The sequence below is a fragment of the Kitasatospora mediocidica KCTC 9733 genome (assembly GCF_000744225.1).
Taxonomy (GTDB): Bacteria; Actinomycetota; Actinomycetes; order Streptomycetales; family Streptomycetaceae; genus Kitasatospora; species Kitasatospora mediocidica.
In genome coordinates, this window is record NZ_JQLN01000005.1 from 1,351,410 (window position 1) to 1,373,943 (window position 22,534).

The 22,534-nt window shown below is 72.5% G+C and carries 18 protein-coding genes; 8 read left to right on the forward strand and 10 right to left on the reverse strand.

The genetic code is table 11. The features are described from left to right. Both BS80_RS19970 and pdhA read right to left on the reverse strand, forming a co-directional pair. Entirely contained in the window at positions 1 to 1,014 is a 1,014-nt protein-coding gene (locus BS80_RS19970) for an alpha-ketoacid dehydrogenase subunit beta (protein ID WP_035799264.1), read from the reverse strand. Further along, on the reverse strand, positions 1,011 to 2,144 hold the full coding sequence (gene pdhA, locus BS80_RS19975) for a pyruvate dehydrogenase (acetyl-transferring) E1 component subunit alpha (protein ID WP_035799268.1): 1,134 nt from the start codon (positions 2,142 to 2,144) through the stop codon (positions 1,011 to 1,013). Before pdhA ends, BS80_RS19970 begins: the two co-directional genes overlap by 4 nt. Positions 2,145 to 2,325: 181 nt before the next feature. Between pdhA and BS80_RS19980 the strand changes: the two genes are divergently transcribed. Continuing rightward, positions 2,326 to 2,907 carry an Lrp/AsnC family transcriptional regulator gene (locus BS80_RS19980; RefSeq protein ID WP_232246538.1) on the forward strand — a complete coding sequence of 194 codons (582 nt, stop codon included), beginning with the start codon at positions 2,326 to 2,328 and terminating at the stop codon, positions 2,905 to 2,907. On the opposite strand, the gene BS80_RS19985 is transcribed toward BS80_RS19980, so the two are convergent. Continuing rightward, entirely contained in the window at positions 2,904 to 3,494 is a 591-nt protein-coding gene (locus BS80_RS19985; RefSeq protein WP_035799272.1) for a TetR/AcrR family transcriptional regulator, read from the reverse strand. The genes BS80_RS19980 and BS80_RS19985 overlap by 4 nt on opposite strands. A gap of 148 nt (positions 3,495 to 3,642) precedes the next feature. Here BS80_RS19985 and paaN point away from each other — a divergent pair, with 148 nt between their 5' ends. The 6 genes from paaN (at position 3,643) to BS80_RS20015 (ending at position 13,044) form a co-directional block, all read left to right on the forward strand. Then, on the forward strand, positions 3,643 to 5,340 hold the full coding sequence (gene paaN / locus BS80_RS19990) for a phenylacetic acid degradation protein PaaN (protein WP_035799274.1): 1,698 nt from the start codon (positions 3,643 to 3,645) through the stop codon (positions 5,338 to 5,340). 219 nt (positions 5,341 to 5,559) lie between these two features. Further along, positions 5,560 to 7,182: an FAD-dependent monooxygenase gene (locus BS80_RS19995; RefSeq protein WP_083974948.1), complete on the forward strand. Its 1,623-nt coding sequence runs from the start codon at positions 5,560 to 5,562 to the stop codon at positions 7,180 to 7,182. A gap of 32 nt (positions 7,183 to 7,214) precedes the next feature. Further along, entirely contained in the window at positions 7,215 to 8,087 is an 873-nt protein-coding gene (locus BS80_RS20000; protein ID WP_035799279.1) for an oxygenase MpaB family protein, read from the forward strand. A gap of 258 nt (positions 8,088 to 8,345) precedes the next feature. Then, positions 8,346 to 10,769, forward strand: coding sequence for a protease pro-enzyme activation domain-containing protein (locus BS80_RS20005; RefSeq protein ID WP_083974949.1), 2,424 nt, complete (start codon positions 8,346 to 8,348; stop codon positions 10,767 to 10,769). Between the two features lie 463 nt (positions 10,770 to 11,232). After that, complete coding sequence (locus tag BS80_RS20010; RefSeq protein WP_051966815.1) at positions 11,233 to 12,210, forward strand: hypothetical protein; 978 nt, start codon at positions 11,233 to 11,235, stop codon at positions 12,208 to 12,210. 51 nt (positions 12,211 to 12,261) lie between these two features. After that, positions 12,262 to 13,044 (forward strand): TrmH family RNA methyltransferase, encoded by a 783-nt coding sequence (locus BS80_RS20015; RefSeq protein WP_035799284.1) that lies wholly within the window; start codon positions 12,262 to 12,264, stop codon positions 13,042 to 13,044. Here BS80_RS20015 and BS80_RS20020 read toward each other — a convergent pair. The 6 genes from BS80_RS20020 to BS80_RS20045 all read right to left on the reverse strand — a co-directional run bounded on the left by BS80_RS20020 (position 13,024) and on the right by BS80_RS20045 (position 19,156). Continuing rightward, complete coding sequence (locus tag BS80_RS20020; RefSeq protein WP_035799286.1) at positions 13,024 to 15,159, reverse strand: FUSC family protein; 2,136 nt, start codon at positions 15,157 to 15,159, stop codon at positions 13,024 to 13,026. The two genes, BS80_RS20015 and BS80_RS20020, sit on opposite strands and share 21 nt — an antisense overlap. Further along, a complete protein-coding gene (locus BS80_RS43580; protein WP_051966816.1) occupies positions 15,134 to 15,739 on the reverse strand; it encodes a BRO-N domain-containing protein in 606 nt (201 codons plus the stop codon). The genes BS80_RS20020 and BS80_RS43580 overlap by 26 nt, the downstream gene beginning before the upstream one ends. A 93-nt stretch (positions 15,740 to 15,832) precedes the next feature. Continuing rightward, a complete protein-coding gene (locus BS80_RS20030) occupies positions 15,833 to 17,197 on the reverse strand; it encodes an HTTM domain-containing protein (protein ID WP_051966817.1) in 1,365 nt (454 codons plus the stop codon). Beyond that, on the reverse strand, positions 17,194 to 17,868 hold the full coding sequence (locus tag BS80_RS20035) for a DUF5819 family protein (RefSeq protein WP_051966818.1): 675 nt from the start codon (positions 17,866 to 17,868) through the stop codon (positions 17,194 to 17,196). The genes BS80_RS20030 and BS80_RS20035 overlap by 4 nt, the downstream gene beginning before the upstream one ends. Positions 17,869 to 17,957: 89 nt before the next feature. After that, the gene (locus BS80_RS20040; protein WP_035799289.1) at positions 17,958 to 18,284 is read right to left on the reverse strand and encodes a rhodanese-like domain-containing protein; all 327 of its coding nucleotides are present in this window, start codon (positions 18,282 to 18,284) and stop codon (positions 17,958 to 17,960) included. Positions 18,285 to 18,358: 74 nt separating this feature from the next. Next, a complete protein-coding gene (locus BS80_RS20045) occupies positions 18,359 to 19,156 on the reverse strand; it encodes a J domain-containing protein (RefSeq protein WP_051966819.1) in 798 nt (265 codons plus the stop codon). 469 nt (positions 19,157 to 19,625) lie between these two features. Between BS80_RS20045 and BS80_RS20050 the strand changes: the two genes are divergently transcribed. After that, a complete protein-coding gene (locus tag BS80_RS20050; protein ID WP_232246539.1) occupies positions 19,626 to 21,545 on the forward strand; it encodes an ATP-binding SpoIIE family protein phosphatase in 1,920 nt (639 codons plus the stop codon). Positions 21,546 to 21,598: 53 nt separating this feature from the next. Here BS80_RS20050 and BS80_RS40905 read toward each other — a convergent pair whose 3' ends face one another. Next, complete coding sequence (locus tag BS80_RS40905) at positions 21,599 to 22,372, reverse strand: hypothetical protein (RefSeq protein WP_051966820.1); 774 nt, start codon at positions 22,370 to 22,372, stop codon at positions 21,599 to 21,601. Between the last annotated feature and the right edge of the window lie 162 nt (positions 22,373 to 22,534).

The window sequence follows — 22,534 nt, forward strand, 5'->3', positions numbered from 1 at the left end:
TCACCCCTCCCACTGGAGTCGCGCGACCGCGTCCAGGATCCGGTCCACCCCGGGCAGATGGTGGTGCTCCAGCATCGGCGGCGGGTAGGGAATGTCGAAGCCGGTCACCCGCAGGACGGGCGCGGCCAGATGATGGAAGCACCGCTCCGTGACGCGAGCGGCGATCTCGGCGCCGACCCCGCCGAAGCCGGTCGACTCGTGCACGACGACCGCCCGGCCGAGCGAGCGGACCACCTCGCAGACCGTCCGGTCGTCGAACGGGACCAGCGTGCGCAGGTCCAGCACCGCGAGGTCCCAGCCCTCGGCGGCGGCCGCCTCGGCCGCCTCCAGGCAGACCGGCAGCGAGGGACCGTAGGTGATCAGCACCGCCGAGCGGCCGGTGCGCCGCAGCACGGCCTTGCCGATCGGCTCCGCGGCGGCCGAAACGGCGGCCGCCGGGTCCAGCTCACCCTTCGACCAGTAGAGCCGCTTGGGCTCCAGGAAGACCACCGGGTCGTCCGAGGCGATCGACGCCCGCAGCAGCCCGTAGGCGTCCTGCACGGTGGCCGGGGTGACCACGTGCAGGCCGGGGGTGCCCGCGTAGTACGCCTCGGAGGAGTCGCTGTGGTGCTCGACCCCGCCGATCCCGCCGCCGTAGGGGATCCGGATGGTGATCGGCAGCGGCATCCGGCCGGCCGTCCGGTTGCGCATCTTGGCGACGTGCGAGACCAGTTGCTCCATCGCCGGGTAGGCGAAGGCGTCGAACTGCATCTCGACCACCGGGCGCAGCCCGTACATCGCCATGCCGATCGCGGTGCCCAGGATGCCGGCCTCGGCCAGCGGGGTGTCCAGGCAGCGGTCCGCACCGAACTCGGCGGTCAGCCCGTCGGTGATCCGGAAGACCCCGCCGAGTGCGCCGACGTCCTCACCGAGCAGGTGCACGGCCGGGTCCTCGCGCAGCGAGTCGCGCAGCGCCGCGTTGAGCGCCTGGGCCATCGTGCTGGTACGGGTGCCGGCGGGGGTGAGCGTGCTCATCGGGCCGCCTCCGCAGCGAGCTCGGCTGCCAACTGTGCCGCCTGTTCCTGGAGTTGCTGGGTGGGCTCGGCGTAGACGTGCCGGAAGAGCGAGGTCGGGTCCAGCTCCGGTTCGGCGTGGAACTCGGCACGCATCCGGGCGGCCAGCTCCTCGCCCTGCTCGACGGCGGCCGTGGCGACGGCGTCGTCCAGCAGCCCGGAGGAGCGCAACTGCCGCTCCAGCAGCAGGATCGGGTCGTGCTCGCGCCAGGCCGCCACCTCGGCGTCCTCGCGGTAGCGGGTCGCGTCGTCGGCGTTGGTGTGCGCCTCCAGGCGGTAGGTCAGCGCCTCCACCAGGGTCGGGCCACCGCCGCTGCGGGCCCGTTCGACCGCCTCGGCCAGCACCGCGTGCACGGCGGGCGCGTCGTTGCCGTCCACCAGCCGGCCGGGCATGCCGTAGCCGACCGCCTTGTGCGCCAGGCTGGGCGCGGCGGACTGCTGGGTGAGCGGGACGGAGATCGCGTAGCCGTTGTTCTGCACCAGGAAGACGACCGGGGCGTTCAGCACGGCGGCGAAGTTCAGCGCCTCGTGGAAGTCGCCCTCACTGGTACCGCCGTCGCCCAGCATGGCGAGCGCGACCACCGGCTCTCCGCGCAGCCGGGCGGCGTGCGCCAGCCCGACGGCGTGCGGGGCCTGGGTGGCCAGCGGGGTGCAGAGCGGCGCGGTACGGGTGGCCACCGGGTCGTAGCCGGTGTGCGCGTTGCCGCGCAGCAGGGTGAGCGCCTCCAGCGGGTCCACTCCCCGGGAGACCACGGCGAGGGTGTCGCGGTAGCTGGGGAAGAGCCAGTCCTGCGGCTGGAGGACCGCGCCGACGGCCACCTGGCAGGCCTCCTGGCCGGTGGAGGCCGGGTAGACGGCGAGCCGTCCCTGCTTGGTGAGGGTGGTGGCCTGCTGGTTGTAGCGCCGGCCGACGACCAGGCGGCGGTACAGGTCGAGCAGCAGGGCGGGGTCGGCCTTCTCCAGGTCGGGGGTACCGAGCAGGCGGACCGGCGAGGGGTCCGGGAGGAGGGGCGCGGGGTCGGTCCGGGGGCCGGTCGCTCCGGGTAGCCAGCCAGGCACAGACGCCGTGGGCCTGTGGTCGAGGACTGTCATCTCGGGCACCTCCAAGGGGTGGGGAGGGGCAGGTCCGCTGGAGAGCGGGAGGGGGGTTGCCTCGCCACCGATTGTTCGGTTGTCTTTTCATTGTGGCCACAGCCGAGTGAAGGCGCTGGACAATCGGCCGCCGGAGCAGTCGACTGAAGGCAGCACGTCCACAGCAGGAGAGCCGGGGGACATGGACGCTGAACAAATGGTCGGGCCGGGAACAGGACACCCAGTGCCAGGCAACGGGCACTCCGTGCCAGGTACCAGCCTGTCCGGCCGACCACCCGCCGGCAGCCGGGCACCCGCACCCGCCCCACCGCCGGTCGAACGCGGCCTCGACCGGGTGGACCACTCCATCCTGCGCCTGCTCCAGCAGGACGGCCGCGCCTCGATACGCTCAGTGGCCGAACGCGTGCACGTCTCGCGCGCCAACGCCTACGCCCGGATCGCCCGGATGATGGAGGACGGCGTGATCCGGGGCTTCACCGCCCGCGTGGACCACGAGCGGGCCGGCCAGGGCGCCTCGGCCTACGTCACCCTCAAGATCGTCCAGAACTCCTGGCGCACGGTCCGCGACCAGCTCCTCGAACTCCCCGGCGTCGCCCACATCGCCCTGGTCGGCGGCGAGTTCGACGTCCTGATGCTGGTCCACACCCCCGACAACCGGGCCCTGCGCGAACTCGTCCTGGGCAGCATCCAGAGCATCCCCCAGGTCCTGGCCACCCAGACCCTGCTGGTCTTCGAGGAGACCGACCAGGTCCCCCCGGCCTAGGCCAGCAGCCCCGCGAAGGCCAGCCGGACGACGGCGTCCGGGATCCCGTCCACGGCCTCGGGGCCGGCGCCGGGGCGGTACCACTCGACGATCGAGTTGATCATGCCGAAGAGCAGCCGGGTGGCCAGCCGCGGCTCCACGTCCGCGCGCAGCTCGCCCTCGGCGACCGCCGCCCGTACCAGGTCGGCGACCCGGTGGTCGAAGTCGCGGCGGCGTTCCAGCGCCCAGATCTCGGCCTCGGTGTTGCCGCGCACCCGCAGCAGCAGCGTCACGTACGGCAGCTCGGCGAGGAGCACCTCGGTGGTCCGCCGCACGACGTGCTCCAGCCGCTCCACCGGGCGCCCCTGGACGGCCGGCGGCTCGTCCAGGATGGCGAACAGGCCGTCCAGGGCCCGGCCGACCGCGAGCCGCAGCAGTTCCTCCTTGCCGCGCACGTGGTGGTAGATGGAGGACTTCGAGATCCCGGCCGCCCGGGAGAGGTCCTCCATCGAGGTTCCGTCGTAGCCGCGCGTGTTGAAGACCTCCACGGTCACGGCGAGCAGCGAGTCGACGGTGTAGGTGGTGCGGGTGATGGGAGAGCCGGCCATGCTCCGAGTATCCCCGGCGGCCCCGGCCGCCGATCACCCGAGGTGCTCCCGGCCTGCGGGCGCGCGAAACAGGGTCTGTTGAGCCGACCGATCGTTCGGTTACGCTGGGGAACGTCAGCCCCCGTCCTCCCGCACTGAGGAGCGCAGCATGGCCGCAGCGGAACACCCCTTCGTCAGCGAACTGATCGAGCGCCACCAGGCGACCCTGGCAAGGGCGTTGACCGCACTCGCCGAACGGGACTACTGGTCGCCCTACCCCGAGTTCCCCAAGGCCTACGGGGAGGACGGCGCCGCCGAGGGCAAGGCGGCCTTCGACTCGCTGCTCGGCACCACCTTCGCGCTGCCCGGCCAGCCCGACGCGGGCGACCTGGTCGGCACCGAGGTCTCGCCGTACGGCATCGAGCTGGACATCGCCTACCCGCGCGTCGACCTGGACGCCCTGCTGCCCGCCATCCGCACCGCCGCTCCGCTCTGGGGCGCCGCCGGAGCGGCCGCGCGCGCCGCGGTCTGCCTGGAGATCCTGGCCCGGATCAACGCCCGCTCGCACGAGTTCGGCCAGGCGGTCATGCACACCACCGGCCAGGCCTACGGGATGGCCTTCCAGGCCGGCGGCCCGCACGCCCAGGACCGCGGTCTCGAAGCGGTGGCCTACGCCTTCGCCGAGCAGACCAAGCTGCCGTCGCAGGCGAGCTGGACCAAGCCGCAGGGCAAGCGCGACCCGCTGCGCCTCGGCAAGGAGTTCGTCGTCGTCCCGCGCGGCCTCGCGCTGGTGGTCGGCTGCAACACCTTCCCCACCTGGAACGGCTTCCCCGGCCTGTTCGCCTCACTCGCCACCGGCAACCCGGTCGTGGTCAAGCCGCACCCGCGCGCCGTGCTGCCGCTCGCGCTGACCGTGCGGATCGCCCGCGAGGTGCTCACCGAGGCCGGCTTCGACCCGAACGTGGTCACCCTGGCCGCCGAGCGCGAGCGCGAGGGCATCGCCAAGACGCTGGCGCTGCACCCGGACGTCAGGATCGTCGACTACACCGGCTCCACCGAGTTCGGTGACTGGCTGGAGCAGAACGCCCGTCAGGCGCTGGTCTACACGGAGAAGGCCGGCGTCAACACCGTGGTCGTCGACTCCACCGACGACTACAAGGGCATGCTGGGCAACCTCTCCTTCGCGCTCTCGCTCTACTCCGGCCAGATGTGCACCACCCCGCAGAACCTGCTGATCCCGCGCACCGGCATCGAGACCGACCAGGGCACCAAGACCTACGACGAGGTGGTGGCCGACCTGGCCGGCGCCATCGAGGGCCTGCTCTCGGACGACGCCCGCGCCGCGCAGATCCTGGGCGCCGTCGTCAACCCGGCCGTGCTGCAGCGCAGCGCCGCCGCGGCGAGTGGCGAGTACGGCGAACTGGCCCTGGCCCCCCGGGTGGTGGAGTCGGCGGAGTTCCCCGGCGCGACCATCAGGACGCCCGCGCTGATCAAGGTCGAGGCGCACAAGCCGGACGACCGGGCGGTCTTCCTCAGCGAGTGCTTCGGCCCGGTCTTCTTCGCCGTCGCGGTGGACTCCGCCGGCGACGCGGTGGACCTGCTGCGCCGCACGGTCACCGAGCAGGGCGCGATGACCGCGACCGGCTACACCACCTCGCCCGAGGTGGAGTCGCAGCTGGTGCAGGCCTGCCTGGACACCGGCGTCTCGCTCTCGCTCAACCTGACCGGCGGGGTCTTCCCGAACCAGACCGCCGCCTTCTCCGACCTGCACGGCACCGGCGCCAACCCGGCCGCCAACTCCGCCTACACGGATGCCGCGTTCGTCGCCAACCGGTTCCGCGTGGTGCAGGTCCGCCGCCCGGCCTGAGCCCGGGCGCACCACCCCGAGCAGCGGCCCGGCCGACGTGTCAGCACCGTCGGCCGGGCCGCTCCCGTCCCCGCACGCCCAGCCGGACAGGCCCTGGTGCGGACTCTGCCGTGCAAGGAGATTCACAGCGCCGAACGGGCCCGCGATGATGGGAAGCTGAAGGGGGACGGAGAAGCCTTCCGCGCCCTGAGAGCGTCGTCCGATCACCGGGAGATGGCCATGACCGACCAGCCGACCGACTCCGACCAGCCGGCCAGCACCGAGGCCACCACGGCGGCAGTCGCCGAGGCAGTCACCGAGGCAGCAGGCGTGGCAGCAGGCGAGGCGGCCGACGCCGTCCGGGAGTCCGAGGTGATCGTCGTCGGCGCGGGGCCGACCGGCCTGCTGCTCGCCGGCGACCTGGCCGCCGCCGGCGTCCGGGTGACCGTGCTGGAGCGGCGCGGCACGGAGTCCAACCTGACCCGCGCCTTCACCGTGCACGCCCGCACCCTGGAGCAGCTGGACGCCCGGGGCCTGGCGGACGAGCTGCTGGCGACCGGCTCCACGCTCTCCTCGATGCGGCTGTTCAGCAAGCTCACCGTCGACTTCAGCCGACTGCCCTCGCGCTTCCCGTTCGTGCTGATCACCCCACAGTCACACACCGAACGGCTGTTGCAGGAACGGGCGGTGAAGGCCGGCGCGGAGCTCCTGCGGGACCACGAGGTGACCGCCCTGCGCCAGGACGCCGACGGCGTCACCCTGGAGGTGCGCACCGCCGCCGGACCGGTGACCCACCGGGCGGCGTACGTGGTGGGCACCGACGGCGTGCGCAGCACCGTCCGCGAGCTGCTGGGCATCCCGTACCCGGGCGAGTCGGTGATCAGCTCGGTGCTGCTCGCCGACGTCCGCCTGGAGCGGGCGCCGCAGGACGTGCTGACGGTCCGGGCGACCGAGGCCGGCTTCGGTTTCCTCTCACCGTTCGGCGACGGCTGGTACCGGGTGATCGCCTGGGACCGCACCCGCCAGCTGCCGGACGACGCCCCGGTCGAGCTGGCGGAGATCGCCGACATCGCCCGCCGCACCCTGGGCGAGGACTACGGCATGCACGACGCCCGCTGGATGTCGCGCTTCCACAGCGACGAGCGCCAGGTGGCCCGCTACCGCGACGGCCGGGTGCTGCTGGCGGGCGACGCCGCGCACTGCCACTCGCCGGCCGGCGGCCAGGGCATGAACACCGGCCTGCAGGACGCCGCCAACCTGGGCTGGAAGCTCGCGGCGGTGGTCCACGGCTGGGCGCCGGACGGCCTGCTGGACAGCTACCAGGACGAGCGGCACCCGGTCGGCAAGTCGGTGCTGCGCAGCTCCGGCACGCTGATCCGCCTCGCGCTGGCCCGCAGCGCGGCGACCCGGGCGGTGCGCTCGGCGCTCACCTCCCTGTCCGACCAGCTCGGCCCGCTGGTCTCGCGCGGAGCCCGGACGATCTCCGGCATCGGCATCAGCTACCCGGCCGGCCCCGGCGCCCACCCGCTGGCCGGCCACCGGATGCCCGACCTGCGGCTGGCCTCGGACCGTCCGGGCCGCCCGGCCCGGCTCTACGAGGCCCTGCGCGAGGGCAAGTTCGTCCTGGTGACCACCGACGAGCGGGCCCCCGGAGCGCCGTTCAGCGGGCTGGAGGCCGCCGTCACCGAGCCGTGGGCGGACCGGCTGGTGCACGCCGCCCCCGCCGACCCGCACGGTAAGCTCCGCTCCACCGTGCTGCTGGTCCGCCCGGACGGCTACGCCGCCTGGGCCGCCGCGGACCCGAGCCGGGCCGAACTGCGCACCGCGCTGGTCCACTGGCTGGGCCGCCCGTCGGTGGACTGACGCTCCGTCGGACCCTGTGGAACGATGGTTCGATGAAGCGCTACGACCGGCTGCGGCAGATCCAGCAACTCGACCCCGAGCGCGACCACCTGGAGATCTACCGGCTCACCGCCACCTACGAGTTCCCCTGGGACCACACCCGGGCGCTGGAACTGGCGCTCTACCGCACCTACGCCGTCCCCAGCATCGGCCGCCTCCTCGCCACGACGGCCGAGCTGACGGACCGTTGCCAGAAGCGGTACGACGACACCTCGCTGCTGCTCGGCGCCGTGGTGGAGCACGGCTTCGACACCGAGGACGGCCGGACCGCGATCCGCCGGGTCAACCAGATGCACCAGCGCTACGACATCAGCAACGACGACATGCGCTACGTGCTCTGCACCTTCGTGGTGGTCCCCAAGCGGTGGATCGACCGCTACGGCTGGCGCCGGCTCTCCGACCACGAAGTGCGCGCCACCGCGGCCTACTACCACGCCCTGGGGCGCCACCTGGGAATCAAGGAACTCCCCTCGAGCTACCAGGAGTTCGAGGAGTTCCTGGACTCCTACGAGGCGGCGCACTTCGGCTGGGACGCCGGCGCCCGGCAGGTCTCCGACGCCACCCTCGACCTGATGTCCTCCTGGTATCCGCGCCCGCTGGCCGGCGCGGTGCGCGCCGCCAGCCTGGCGTTGCTCGACGAGCCGCTGCTGCGCGCCTTCCGCTACCCGTCGCCGGCCCCGCTCACCCGCACCCTGGTGCACGGCGCGCTGCGCCTGCGCGCCCGGGCCGTCCGCCTGCTGCCACCTCGGCGCCACCCGCACTACGCGCGGCAGAACCCCGAGATCAAGGGTTATCCGAACGGCTTCCGACTGGCCGACCTCGGCACCTTCCCCACCCCCGGATGCCCGGTCCACCACAAGGACTGACGTCTGGTCAATCCGTTTTCCGGCCGGGTTCGCACCGCACACCATCTGCGGTCCGGACCCGGCCGAATTCTATTCACTGTATGGAAAACTCTCCATTCAGTTCAGATCCCGGCATTTAACACTTGACTGTTATTTAGGAACCAATTACCTGCTCTTGGGACAACTCCCAGCGAATTTCTGGGATGTTCATCCAAGCGTTTTCGACCCCGGAACGCTTAGCCCCTGCCGGCACATGCACGCCGGCCAGAGGAGGAGCCCGTGCGTCCCCGCCCTCTCGCCCTCGCAGCGGCCATCGCCCTGCTGCCCCTGACCGTGGCCTCCATGGGAGTCACCGCCGCGCAAGCAGCGACTCCCAACACGGTGACTCCGAGGATATCGCTCCCCAACACCGTGACCCCCGCGGTGGCCAACTCGCAGAAGCAGGGCGACGTTCCCGCCGCCCAGCAGCTGTCGGTGGCGGTCAGCCTCAAGCTGCGCAACACCGCCGACCTGAACCGCTTCCTCACCGCGGTCAGCACCCCGGGCTCGAACGAGTACGGCCACTACCTGACCCCGGCCGAGTTCAACGCCCGCTACGGCCCGACCCAGGCCGACGTGGACCACGTCACGGCGTACCTCAAGTCGCAGGGCCTGACCGCCACGGTCAGCGCCAACCGCCAGGTGATCGACGCCAAGGGCACCACGGCGCAGATCGCCCAGGCCTTCGGCACCCACGAGAGCGCGTACTACGACGCCTCCAGCGCCAAGCAGTTCTACGCCAACGACAACGCCGCCTCCCTCCCGGCGGACGTCGCGACGATCGTCGAGGGCGTCTCCGGTCTGAACAACAAGACCGTGCGCACCCCGCAGCTGGCCAAGCCGAACGCCTCGGCCCCGATGGCCACCCCGAGCGGCTACGGCCCCGCGCAGTACAACGGCGCCTACAACCTGAACAAGGTCGGCGCCGACGGCACCGGCGTGAAGGTGGCGCTCTGGGAGTTCGACGGCTACACCGCCTCGAACCTGACGACCTACCAGAACCAGTTCGGCCTCACCGGCCCGGCGGTCACCACCGTCCCGGTCGACGGCCAGAGCTACGACAGCGCCCCCGGCCAGGGCCAGGGCGAGGTCGAGCTGGACAGCGAGATCGTGCGCGGCGTGGCCCCCAAGGCCACCCAGCTGGTCTACGAGGCCCCGAACAGCGACCAGGGCGAGATCGACATGGCCGCCAAGATCGTGGCGGACAACCAGGTCTCGGTCATCTCCATCTCCTGGGGCGGTTGCGAGCCCGACACCACGCAGTCCTCGATGACCGCGGTCGACAACTCCTTCAAGCAGGCCGCTGCCCAGGGCATCTCGGTCTACTCGGCCTCCGGTGACGACGGCTCGCGCGACTGCACCCGCTCCACCAGCGGCTCCGGCGTCAAGTCGGTGGACTTCCCCGGCTCGGACACCTACGTGACCAGCGTCGGCGGCACCAACCTGCAGCTCTCGGGCAACACCTACTCCTCGGAGAGCGCCTGGAGCACCGCCGGCGGCGGCGTCTCCACCGTCTTCTCCAAGCCCAGCTGGCAGACCGGCACGGGCATCACCGGCTCCATGCGGACCGTCCCCGACGTGTCCTCCAACGCCGACCCCAACAGCGGCTTCGCGATCTACACCCAGGGCACCAGCAGCCCCGGCTGGCAGGTCTACGGTGGCACCAGCGCCGCCGCCCCGCTCTGGTCCGGCTTCACCGCGCTCTTCAACCAGAAGGCCGCGGCCGCCTCGAAGGCCAACCTGGGCCAGGCCAACCCGGCGCTCTACGCGGTCGCCAACAGCTCCAGCTACGGCACCACGTTCCACGACGTCAAGTCCGGCGCCAACCAGGACTTCAGCACCAAGACCGGCTACGACCAGGTCACCGGCTGGGGCACCCCGGTCGGCGACGCGCTGACCACCGCGCTGCTGGGCGGCGGTTCCACCGGCGGCGGCAACACCGTCACCGTCAGCGCCCCCGGCAACCAGAACGGCACCGTCGGCACCGCCGTCAGCCTGCAGGTCAGCGGCAGTGACTCGGCCTCGGGCCAGACCCTGAGCTACTCGGCCACCGGCCTGCCGGCCGGCCTGTCGATCAGCTCCACCGGCCTGATCACCGGCACCCCGACCACCGCGGGCACCTCGACCGTCACGGTCACCGCCAAGGACGCCACCGGCGCCACCGGCAGCACCACCTTCACCTTCACCGTCGCCGGCGGCGGCTCCACCGGCTGCACCCCGGCCCAGCTGCTCGGCAACGCCGGCTTCGAGACCGGCAGCGCCACCCCGTGGACCGCCAGCTCCGGCGTCATCGACAACGGCACCTCCGAGGCCGCGCACTCCGGCTCCTGGAAGGCCTACCTCGACGGCTACGGCAGCACCCACACCGACACCCTCTCGCAGAGTGTCACCATCCCGGCCGGCTGCAAGGCGACGTTCAGCTTCTGGCTGCACATCGACACCGCCGAGACCGGCAGCACCGCCTACGACAAGCTCGGTGTCACGGCCAACGGCACCACGCTGGCGACCTACTCCAACGTGAACGCCGCCACCGGCTACGTCCAGAAGTCCTTCGACCTCTCGGCCTACGCCGGCAAGACCGTCACCCTGAAGTTCACCGGCACCGAGGACTCCTCGCTGCAGACCAGCTTCGTGATCGACGACACCGCGGTCACCACCAGCTGACACCGTCCGTGATTATCCGGTGGCTGACTGACACATTCAGCGCGTTATAACAGCCACTTAGCAATCCCGCCGGTATCGGGTCAACGCCCGATACCGGCGGGATTGTTGCATTCGTGTTTCGTGCTCTTGGAGATCAACGCAACTGCGGTGAAAGTAATTTGTCGTGACCACTGTCATACCGACCAGTAGATGACGTAGCCTCTGCTCCGTGCGTAAGGTTCCCCCAGCTCGGTGACGCCCCCACGACACCGTCACTGGGCCAATCCCGCCGAACTCGGCTGGTGGGGAAGGTATCCGCATGGGCTCGCAATACCCGTACAGCGCCGGACGCCTCCGGTTGGTCGAACAGCAGCCGAACCATTCGGCCCTGTTGACCGATCCGGTCGGTACGGCACCCCTTCGACTTCGACCTGTACTGCCCTCGGTCTGTCACGCCGCTGAATCCGTCGGCACCGTCGGCACCATGACCACCGTCGATACCGTGCCCGTCGCCCCCGCCGACGCCGCGGACCCGACGGACGTCGCCGTGCCGCCGGAGCAGGCACCCGCCACCGGCACCTTCGCCGAGACGCTGCACAGCGCCATCGAAGCCAGCGGCCTCAGCCTGGACCGGCTGCGCTCCGCGCTGGCCCAACGTGGCGTCAGGGTGAGCGTCACCACCCTGAGTTACTGGCGTCGCGGCCGCAGCCAGCCGGAACGGGCGTCCTCGGTGCTCGCCGTGGAGCTGCTCGAACAGCTGCTGACGCTGCCCCGCGGCACGCTCTCCAGCCTGCTCGGACCGCCCCGCCCGCGCGGGCGCTGGGTCTCCACCGTGGTGCCGGGCAGCCTCCCGATGGAGGAGATCTGGCCCGAGGAGCAGCAGATCGCCCAGGTCTTCGAGGAGCTCGACGCGCCGCCCATCGGCGAGTTGGAGCGCCTCAGCGTCCACGACGCGTACTACGTGGACGCCCAGCGGTTCGGCCGCCTGCTGCGGATGCGCCAGGTCGTGCGGGCCACCGCCGGCGGCGTCTCGCGCTGCCTGGTGGTGCACAAGGCCGACGAGGGGACCACCGGCTGCCCGGAGATCTCCTCGGTGCGGCACGCCCGGCTCGGCCGGGTCCGCCGCCGCCCGGAGATCGGCCTGCTGGTCGCCGAACTGCTGCTCGACCGCCCGCTCGGGCTCGGCGACTGCACGGTCTTCGAGTACGAGGTCGAACTCCCGCCCGGAACACCCACCACGGTCTACGGACGCCGCTTCGCCGTCCCCGTCCGGGAGTACGTGCTCCAGGTCCACTTCGACCCGTCGGCCGTACCCGCGCACTGCGAGCGCTACGAACGCGACCCCGGCGCGGAAACCGACCGGGTGCGCCAGCGGCTCTGGATCGGCGCCTCGGCCAGCGCCCACGTGCTGGCCACCGAACAGGCCCCGGGCCAGACCGGCATCCGCTGGGAGTGGGAGTAGCCGCTCACCGGCCCCGGCGGTCTGCCCGGACCGTCGTGCGAGAGTGGGGGGATGACAGATCACGACGCCCCCGACGAGGCGGTCCGGCGGTGGCGGGAGACCGCCGCGCTGCCGGACGCCGTCCTGATCGACGGGTTCCACGCGCTGAAGCACACCCTGCGCTTCGGCGGCGAGGTCCGCCAGGTGCTCACCACCGACCGGGCCGCGCTCGCCGCGCTCGCCGCCGACCTCGCGGACGACGTCGCGCGGACCGTCACGGCGGCCGCCGTCGAGGTGCCGTCCGCGGTCCTGCGCGAGCTGGTGGCCCGTCCGCACCCCACCGGCGTTGCCGCGCTGGCGATCCGGCCGAGCGAGCGGGCGGTCCTGGACACCCTGCGCGGCCTGCCCCGACGGACCCCCGTGGTCGTCCTGGACAACCCGCGCAACCTGGGGAACATCGGCGCGGTGGTCCGGCTGGCCGCCGGCTTCGGCGCCACCGGCGTGATCACCACCGGCGACATCGACCCCTGGCACCCCAACGTGGTCCGGGCCGGCGCCGGACTGCACTTCGCCACCGCGGTGGCCCGGCTCAGCGCCCCCGAGCTGCCCGCCGGCCCGCTCTACGTGCTGGACCCGGAGGGCGAGGACATCCGCTCGGTGACCGTGCCGGACGACGCGCTGCTCGTCTTCGGCTCGGAGCGGCACGGCGTCTCCCCCGAGCTGCGCGCCCGGGCCACCCGGCTGCTGGCGATCCCGATGCGGCCGCAGGTCTCCAGCTTCAACCTGGCCACCTCGGTGGGCATGGGCCTCTTCCACTGGATGACCCACAGCCCGTCAGCTCCCGCGCCCGCCTGACGGCCTGACCCGGACGGCCCGCTCCAGCTCGCCCAGCGCCTGCAGCAGCAGCCGGACGCTGGAGCGCACCACGTCCAGCCGGTCGCCCGGGCGGTGGGCGCGGGCGACCGCCGGATCGGCCTCCAGTTGCTCCTCCCAGCGCTGGTGGGCGGCCCGCACGGTCCGGAAGTCCGCGGGCCGCCCGGTGAGCACGGCGGTCCCGGCCACCGCCGTCGCCTCCGCCAGCACCTGGCCGAACTCCTCCGCGCCCGGCACCGGCTCCGCCGACTGGCCCGGCAGGTGGGCCTCCATCAGCAGCGAGACCCGGGCCAGGAAGGCCATCGCCTCGCGGACCTTGCCCAACTGCTTGCGGGAGAGCTGCGGCGAGTGCACCGCATGCCGGACGGGCTCCGCGGCCGAGCGCTCCAGCGCCTGCAGGAACTCCGCCCTGGCCTCCCGGAAGTCCAGCAGCGCCTCACGCACCCGGTCGCTGCCCCGCCCCTCGGCCCTCCCGAACGCGGTCAGCACGGCCGCCGCGTACCGCCCGCCGGCGCCGATCCAGCCGGCGGTCCGCTCGGGCAGCCGCGCGGTCTCCCAGGTCGGGAACAGCGCGTAGGCGAGCAGCGCGACCGTGCCGCCCAGCAGCGTGAGCAGGACCCGCTCGTACGCCGTGTGCACCGGGTCGCCGGGCCCCAGGTCGAGCAGGAAGACCACGTAGGCCGAGATGCAGGTGGTCGTCACCGCGTACCCGGTGCGCAGGGTCAGATAGGCGCCGAAGATGCAGAACACCGCCAGCGCACAGGAGATCCACTGCCCCGGGTGCGCCAGCGTCACCACCAGCGTCGCCAGCAGTACGCCCACCACCGTGCCGGCCAGCCGCGCGACCCCGCGGCTGTAGGTCTGCGAGAAGTCCGGCCGGATCACCATCGCGGCGGTCATCGCGGCCCAGTAGCCGTGTTCGAGGCCGGCCACCCTGGCCAGCAGATAGGCCGTGGTGACCACCCCGGAGAGCCGGACAGCGTGGTGCAGCACCACCGAGTCGGAGCGCAGCTGGGCCCGCGCGGTGCGCAGCGCCACCGGCACCATCCGGGCCGGCCCCGGCCGCACCAGACCGCCGCCCGGCCCGGTGACCGGCTCGGACAGCGAATCCTCCTCGGTCCGGTCGAGCGTCCCCGCCGCCCGCACCATCAGCGTGGTGAGCCGCCGGGCCGACCGCAGCGCCGGGCCGCGCAGCACCGGCCCCGCGGGCACCACCAGCGCGGTCGGCGCGGACTGCGGGTACTGCACCGGATCTCCCGTGCGGATCGCCCGGGCCAGCGCGTCGAGCAACTGCGCCGCCCCCGCCAGCAGCTCCCGGACCCGGTCCCGCTCGGGCCCCTCGGCCGCCGCCCCGATCGCCGGGTCCGCCACCGCCGCCAGGGTGGGCCGGATCCGCTCGGCGAGCGTCCGCAACCCGCGCAGCTCCGGCGGCCGGCGGCGCTGCTGCCAGCTGGTCAACGTGGCGGCGTGCCGGGCGGTCATCAGCGGGCCGGGATCGATGGTGGCGTGCGGATCGTGCCGCAACCGGCGCGCGTAGTCGGCCAGCGACGCGTACGCGTCCGCGAGCGCGTCCCGCTGCGCCCCCCACGGTTTGCCGCGCCAGAGCGTGATCATCACCGCCTGCGCCACGCCGCCCAGCGCGCAGAGCGCCCCGTGCCCCAGCGCCGTCGGCACGCTGACCGGCAGCTGGACCACGACCAGCATCACCGTGACCGTGTTGGTGGCCACCACTCCCGCGGTCTGCCCGAGCGACCAGGCCAGACCGGCCCCGAACGCCCACAGGGCCAGCAGCACCGGGAACAGCCCCGGCACCGAGACCGCGAGGTAGCCGAGGAAGGTGCTGACGCCCAGTCCGATCCCGGCCACCACCGCGAGCGAGGGGCGCGGCCGGAAGCTGCGCTGAAAGGTCGCCGTCCCCGCGATGAAGGCCCCCATCGCGGCCGAGGTCGCCAGCGCGGGCCCGGCGATCGCCAGCGTCGGAAACAGCATCAACGCCACCGCGCACGCCCCCCGCGCGGCCCGCCTCGGCTCGGTGTACACCCGCTCCAGACGCAGCCCCGCCCGTCCGGAGTCACGCAGCGCGGCCAACCAGGGCATACCGGACATCGTAGGCGCTGCACCTCACCCCCGGCCTACCCCGCCTCGCCCAGCTCCCGCAGCAGGGCAGCGAACTCCCCGACCGGCCGAAGCGCCACCACCCGGCGCCCGATCTCCACCACCACCCCCTCCCCGCCCGGCCCCCGCCACCCTCACCGAGCGCCTCCCCGACGGTCGCCCGCAACCGCGTCCGCTCCCGCTCGACGTCGATGTCACCACGCCGGATGCCGGGCAGCAACTCGCTGGTGACCCACTCCTGGAACGGCTTCGCAGCGGCCTTGTCCGATCGCATGATCAGCACGTGCAGCCCTGCCTCGCTGACCAGGTTGATCATCGGACTTCCTCGGTGGTAGCCAATTCCACCTGCGGAAACGTCATTAACCTCACTCGGAGGGAGGTTAATCCGACGGGTATTCACCGTCCGCCGGTGCTCAGGGTCCACGAGCTGGCTCGCCTGGCTCAGGTTCCCCCTCCCCAACACCTTGCACACGTCCGCGGTCGCGAACCACGGCTCCCCGTCGATCATCACGATCCGCAGTGCCTGCCCACTCCCGGGGAAGGTCGACTGCACCATCGTCATCTCGCCCTCGTTCGCGGCGTCCCACTTTCAGGTAGACGGCAGGACACCAGCCTGAAGTAGGTAGTACGGGTGCGGATGCAACATTCGATCAGTTCATCGGAGCAGCCGGAGCATCGGGGCGCGCCCCCAGCGCGCGGTCCTTCGTACGCGCCCGGCGAACCAGACGAGCGCGGCTGTGGGCAGGAAGACGGCGTCGGCCGTGATCATCGCCAGCGAGAAGATCGGCAGGCCCAGCACGACCGCGATGCCCAGGTGCTCCAGCATCATCACGGCGAGCAGGACGTTCTTCAGCCGCCGGTTCATCAGCGTGAAGGGGAAGGCCACCTGCACCAGCACCGTCCCGTAGGAGAGCAGGAAGACCAGGACCGCGCTCGTCCCGAGCACGCCGGAGAGCCATGGCCAGGGGGCGAAGTAGTCCAGGTGCATGGGGTAGTAGAGCGCGGTGCCGTCCTGCCAGCGCGAGCCCTGCACCTTGTACCAGCCGGCCGTGGAGTACACCAGCACCACCTGCACCGCGATCACCAGCAGCGCGCAGTTGTGCAGCATGGTCGCCAGCGCGTCCAGGACCGCACGCGGTTCGCTTTGCGGCCACCAGCGGTTGACGGCGTACCAGGCACCGGCGACGGCCCAGAGCGTCCAGAACACCACCCCCCAGCCCAGGTAGGGCCAGGTCGCGCCCAGCCAGTCGACCCGGCCGGCCAACTGTGCCGCCGCCAGCAACCCGCCCAGCGCCGCCCAGAGGAGCACCCCCGCGACGTCGTGCCCCACCCGCCCCGGCCCCCGCCCACGCCTGCGGGCGTCCAGCGACCAGACCGCTCCGCACCGGGTGAAGACCAGGTAGATCGCCATCAGGTGGACGATGTTGTCGCCGCCGTCGCCGATCAGCACGCTGCGGTTCTGCAGCGACAGCACCGCCACCATGAAGAGCACCGAAGTCGCCCTGGTCCGCCAGCCGAGCATCAGCAGGATCCCGGCCAGCACGGCGAACAGGTAGACGGCCTCGAACCACCACCGGCTGTCGGACCAGACCAGCACGGTGAAGGCGTGGTTGCCGGCGAGCAACTGCCGTGCCAGGTCCAGGCCCCACGGGGAGCGGTCGCCGTACAGGACGCGCCGGTGCGGCCACTCGCGCAGCAGTTGGAGCGTGAAGACGAGCGCGAAGCCGATCCGGACCGTCGCCGCCTGGTACGGGCCGAGCACCCGCCCGGTGAAGGTGTGGAAGCCGCCGGCCACGGCGGCCTCGATCCGGTCGGCGAGCCGGACGACCGGCACCGCGCCGAGCACCGGCCGCGCCAGGGCCACCGGGCCGGCCACCAAGCCGGCCACCGGCTGATCCACCGGCTGATCCACCTTCGGCGGCGCCGCCTGCCGCGGAATCCCCGCCACCAACCCGTCCGCCCCGGCCCCGGCCCCCGCCACCAACCCGTCCGCGCCCCCGCCCGTCTCCGACTGGCTCATCGCAGCCCCCGGTAGTCCTGGTCGGTGACCGGCCACCAGCCGAGTTCCCGGTACTGGATCTGGGTCGACCAGCTCTCCCGGCTCCACGGCGGCGGTGCCACCTCACGCGTCCCGGAGCGGAACTGGATCGCCGTCACCGGATCGCCGCCCGCCGCCCGGCCGATCCGCTGCAGCGCGATCCGCTTGAGGTACTCCTGGGCGAGGCCGCCGTTGGGCGCGGTGGCACTGTCGTCCTGGTTGCTGTGCGTGCTGTCGTAGAAGTCCCAGGCCCGCCGCAGCAGGTTCTGGTCGAGGTGGCTGGGGATCGGGTTGCCGCGGATCGCGGCGATGTCCTGCGCGGTCAGGCCGATCCACCCGCCGGTGCCGGCAGCGGTACGGACCCGGGCGTCGACCGTCACGTTCTGCTGGAGCGGGTCGGGCGCGAAGAGCTTCCAGTTCTGCTCGAACTCGGGGTAGACCACGCCGTCGACCTGCTTCTGGTACCGCTGGTAGAGCGTGTTGGGCGGCGCGACGTGCAGGAAGAGCGCACCGAGGAACCCCGCGGTGCAGGTGACCAGCCCGACAGCGCCCGCGACCAGCACGGCCAGCGCCGGCCGCGACCAGACCCGCGGTGCACTACCGCCCCCGCCACCCGTGCCGTCACCGGTACCGGCACCGTCGCCGTCCGTCATTCCACGTGCTCCCCCGCGCCGATGGTGCGGCCGGCCCACCTGCCGCGCCCGGTCATCCTGCCGCACCGGGCGCGGGTTGGGCAGGTCGGTCAGAGCACGAAGGCGCCGTCGCCCGAGCTGCTCACCATCGGACGGCCGGCGGCCTCCCAGGCGAACATCCCGCCGTCCACGTTGAAGGCCTCCCGGCCCTGGGCCACCAGGTACTGGACGACCTGCGCCGAGCGCCCGCCGACCCGGCAGAGCACGTACAGCGGAGCGTCCGGCACCTCGTCGATCCGGGCGGTGAACTCCCCGATCGGGATGTGCAGGGCGCCGTCGACGTGGCCGGCGTCCCACTCGTCCTGCTCACGGACGTCCACCAGGACGGCCTCGGCGGGGACGGCTGCGGCCGCGGTGGTGGGGATCTGCGCGAACATCGGCGGGCTCTCCTGGGTCTGCGAAGGGATGGGCCTATTGTCCACCGGTTCGGGGCCGACCGATGCCGTTTCCGTCACGTCCCGAGCAACCGCGCCAGCTCGGCCTGCTGCTCGGCGGCCCTGGCCAGGAGCTGCTCCGCGAGCTCCTCCAGCAGCCGGTCGGGGTCCTGCGGGCTGAGCCGGAGCAGCGAACCCATCGCGGTGCCCTCCAGCCGGACCTGCTCGGTGGCCAGCTCGGCGATCTTGCCGCTCAGCCACTCCAGCCGCTGCCGCAGCCACTCACCCCGGTCGGGCGCCTGGACGTCGGGGGCCGCCTCGGGCGCGGTGGACCACTCCTCGGCCAGCGCTTCGAGCTCCTCGGCCGCGCCGCGCGCGTAGGCCTCGTTGACCCGGGCGATGAAGGCGGAGCGCCGGTGCTGCTCGGCGGGGTCGGTGCTGAGGTCGGGGTGGGCGCGCCGGGCCAGGTCGCGGTAGAGCCGCTGCGCGTCCTTGCCGGGGCGCACCCGGCGGGGTGCCTCGGCCTGCGGCGGCGTCTCGTGCAGGCTCTCCTCGGCGGCCCGGACGCTGTCGAACAGCGCGTCCAGATCCGGCATCTCGTCGACCGTCCGACGGGCCTCGGCGGCGCGGCGGACGTCCTCCGCGGCGCCGGTCCGGGCCGCGACGGCCTCCGCGACCAGCGCCTCCAGCTCGTCCAGCCGGGCGTACAGCGGGCCGAGCCGCTCGTGGTGGATCAGCGCGAAGTTGTCGATCTCGACCCGCAGCGTCTCCACGTCGACCTCAAGGGTCAACCAGGCGATCTCGGTCGCGGCGACCCGTTCCTCCAGCTGCTGCCGCTCCGGGTCGGTCCACCGGACGGGGCTCTCCGCGGTCACCTGTCGCCTCGCTCATCCACTCGTCCGGGCCGGGATCCCACCTGTCCGTCCCGGGCTCCGCCACCCTACCCGGGCCGCGCCCACCGCCCGGGGGCCGTGGCAAGGACGAGATCCGGCCAACAAAACCATGGACAGGGCGTGCGGAACGGCGCACGCTGGGTGACACGCAACTGATACTGACGAATACCTGCGTTTCGGTACCGGTCACGGGCCGCTCCGTGCTTCGCTGGAGGGCCACAACATGCTTCGCTGCGAGCGGTACAGCACGGATGCCTGAAGCCGCACAGGTGAAGGCCGACCATCGGGCCGGCCAGGCGGGAGCGACACGAATCCCATGGCGGACCACCCAAACTCCACATCGGACGCACCTCTTGATCTGCCCCGGGCGCCGGGGCCGGTGACCCCGGCCCGCGCTCCGGCCGAAGGCATGCGAGGCCTGCGGACGGTGCCCGAGCCCCGCGGTGACGACGTGCCCTTCACGTTCCGCGCGCCGCCCGCAGCCGCCGCGCCGCCGGCCCTGCCGGTCCCGTCCGCACCTCCCCTCCCTCCCGCCCGGCCCGGCGCACGCCCTACCGGTCCGGGCCCCGCGCCGACCTCGGGGGCCATCCTGACGAACGATCAGCCCGCGACGCCCGACCAGCCCATGGGCGCGCTGGCCAACGGCAGCCGTCCGCGCATCCCGCACGCCTCGCGCGCCGACCAGCTCCTTCCGATGCTGACGACCGGTCAGGCCGGTGAGCAGCTGGCCCTGTTGAACGAAGTCGGCGGCAAGGTCGGGACCACCCTGGACCTGGACACCACCGCGCGCGAACTGTGCGAGGTACTGGTCCCGCGGGTGGCCGACTTCGCCTGCGTGGACCTGCTCGACCGGCTGATCTCGGACGCCGAGCTGCCCGAGGAGGAGCCGGACGACGAGACCATGCTGCGCCGGGTGGCGGCCAGCTTCCACGAGGCTCCCGGCACCTGGGACCACGTGCTGAAGGAGGGCGCCCTGCTGGCGATGCCGCGCACCACCCCACCGGGGATGGCGCTGCAGCGCAACCAGGCGGTGCTGGTCGCGGTGGTGACCGAGGACCTGGCGGGCGACTACGCGGCCGCACTCGGCGGCCCGAGCCTGGTGCCGGTGGTCTGCGGCCGCTCGATGCTGGTCCTGCCGCTCTCCGCCCGGGGCACCGTGCTGGGCACCCTCAAGCTGCTGCGGCTGCCCGGCCGCGCCCCGTTCGACGAGGGCGACGCCGCGACCCTGCTGGAGCTCGCCGCCCGCGCCGCGCTCTCACTGGACAACGCCCGGCTGCACCGGGCCGAGGCCAAGGTCGCCACCACCCTGCAGCGCTCGATGATCCCGACCAGGCCGCCGCGGATCCCCGGTGTGCAGATCGCGCACCGCTACATGCCGGGCGACCGGCGGGCCGAGGTCGGCGGCGACTGGTTCGACGCGATCCAGCTCCCCGGCAGCCGGGTGGCCCTGGTGGTCGGCGACGTGATGGGTCACGGCCTGCACTCGGCCGCCGCGATGGGCCGCTTCCGCACCGCGATGCAGACCCTGGCGGCGCTCGACCTGCCCCCCGGCCAGCTGCTGCGCCATCTGGACAACCTGGCCCAGAAGCTCGGCGACGAGCACCTGGCCACCTGCCTCTACGCGGTCTACGACCCGATCAACCGGACCTGCGAACTGGCCAGCGCCGGCCACGTGCCCCCGGTGCTGGTGCACCCGGACGGCACCGGCGAGCTGCTGGAGATCCCGGCCGGCGCGCCGATCGGGGTCGGCGGCGTCCCGTTCGTCGCCAAGAAGATCGACGTGGTGGACGGCTCGATGCTGGTGATGTGCACCGACGGCCTGGTCGAGGTGCGCGGCGGCGACATAGGAGCCGGCCTGGCGGCGCTCTGCGGGAACCTGATCGATCCCAAGCAGACGCCCGAGGAGGCCTGCGACACGGTCCTGGAGCGGCTGCACACCGAGGACCGCAAGGACGACGTGGCCCTGCTGGTGGCCCGCTTCGACGGCGTGGCCGAGACCGAGGTGGCCACCTGGAAGCTGGCGGTCGACCGCTCCGAGGTGCGCCGGGCCCGCCAGCTGGTCCGCGACCAGCTGACCTCCTGGCAGCTGGGCGGACTCAGCGACACCACCGAGCTGCTGGTCAGCGAGCTGGTCACGAACGCGGTCCGGGTGGCCAGGGACTACGTGCAGCTCCAGCTGATCCGGGTGGACAAGCTGCTGGTGGAGGTCAGCGACGACAACCACAACCTTCCGTCGCTGGAGCCCGCCGAGTCGCTGGACGAGCACGGCCGCGGCCTCAACCTGGTGAGCAAGCTCGCCGAACGCTGGGGCACCGCCCGCAAGGCGGTCGGCAAGGTCGTCTGGTTCGAACTGCCGCTGCCCCGCCGCTAGCGAAACGCCGGCGACGGGGCAGTAGGCGGGGCAGTAGGCGGGCCAGCAGCGCGTCAGAGCACGGCGCCGGACGGCCGCCGGTTGTCCGGCGCCGTCACGAGGGCGGCGGCGCCGACGCCGCTCAGCACCCGCGGCCAGTAGCTGCCGAAGACCTCGGCCGAGGCGGCGATCAGCACCGCGGTCATCAGCGCCACCACGTGCTCCAGACCCGCCAGGTTCGGCAGCAGCACGGCCTCGCCGACCATGGTCGCCAGCACCGCGCCCATGGTGAACCAGGCCCGGCACTTCCAGGCGACGCAGACCGCCAGCGCGACCACGGCCGCCGACGGGCCGGTGTCCCGGTACTGGGCGACCTTCTCGGGCAGGCCCAGCAGGTGGTCGGGACCGATCGCCACGCCGATCCTGGCGAAGAAGGTGCCGGCCAGCGTGCAGGCGTAGGCGATGAGCAGCGTCATCCGCCGGCCGAGCACGATCTCGGCGATCCCGAAGACCAGCAGCACCTGCGCCAGTGCCCCCCACACCGGCAGGTCCAGGGCGGGTACGTAGAGCGAGAGCGGGGTGCGCAGCAGCGAGACGTCGAGCGGCAGCCCCGCCTTCACCACGCCGAGGTGGGTGACCAGGCGTTCGCCCCCCGGCAGGTGCTGGACGACGCTGAACAGGAGGATCAGGAACGTCGCGAGGGTCGCCAGCGGGACGGCCGCCAGACGCTTGCGCGCCAGCTGGTCCCGGACGGTCACGAAGAGCGTTCCCCACTCGGCGACGACGGCCCGCCTGATCGGCGCTACCCGCCCTCGTCGCTCGTCCCCCGCGTGGGTCCTCTGGTTCACGGCTACCTCTCCATGTCGCCTGCCGGAACGTCGTCCCGACACGTCTCCCGACCGGGATCCCCGATACATACCCGGTCGGCTTCCTCATCCAGCGTAGACACGAGCAAAACGATTTCGCTCGGTCCACAGACTGATTTTCCGCTCATCTCTACGAGGGATAAA

Coding starts and splice junctions, on each gene's coding strand:
- BS80_RS20000 (WP_035799279.1), top strand. CDS start 7,215: ATGAAGCGCTACGACCGGCTGCGGCAGATCCAGCAACTCGACCCCGAG.
- BS80_RS20020 (WP_035799286.1), bottom strand. CDS start 15,159: ATGCCCTGGTTGGCCGCGCTGCGTGACTCCGGACGGGCGGGGCTGCGT.
- BS80_RS19985 (WP_035799272.1), bottom strand. CDS start 3,494: ATGGCCGGCTCTCCCATCACCCGCACCACCTACACCGTCGACTCGCTG.
- BS80_RS19980 (WP_232246538.1), top strand. CDS start 2,326: ATGGACGCTGAACAAATGGTCGGGCCGGGAACAGGACACCCAGTGCCA.
- BS80_RS20015 (WP_035799284.1), top strand. CDS start 12,262: ATGACAGATCACGACGCCCCCGACGAGGCGGTCCGGCGGTGGCGGGAG.
- BS80_RS20030 (WP_051966817.1), bottom strand. CDS start 17,197: ATGAGCCAGTCGGAGACGGGCGGGGGCGCGGACGGGTTGGTGGCGGGG.
- BS80_RS19995 (WP_083974948.1), top strand. CDS start 5,560: ATGACCGACCAGCCGACCGACTCCGACCAGCCGGCCAGCACCGAGGCC.
- BS80_RS20035 (WP_051966818.1), bottom strand. CDS start 17,868: ATGACGGACGGCGACGGTGCCGGTACCGGTGACGGCACGGGTGGCGGG.
- BS80_RS20010 (WP_051966815.1), top strand. CDS start 11,233: ATGACCACCGTCGATACCGTGCCCGTCGCCCCCGCCGACGCCGCGGAC.
- paaN (WP_035799274.1), top strand. CDS start 3,643: ATGGCCGCAGCGGAACACCCCTTCGTCAGCGAACTGATCGAGCGCCAC.
- pdhA (WP_035799268.1), bottom strand. CDS start 2,144: ATGACAGTCCTCGACCACAGGCCCACGGCGTCTGTGCCTGGCTGGCTA.
- BS80_RS20040 (WP_035799289.1), bottom strand. CDS start 18,284: ATGTTCGCGCAGATCCCCACCACCGCGGCCGCAGCCGTCCCCGCCGAG.
- BS80_RS19970 (WP_035799264.1), bottom strand. CDS start 1,014: ATGAGCACGCTCACCCCCGCCGGCACCCGTACCAGCACGATGGCCCAG.
- BS80_RS43580 (WP_051966816.1), bottom strand. CDS start 15,739: ATGACGATGGTGCAGTCGACCTTCCCCGGGAGTGGGCAGGCACTGCGG.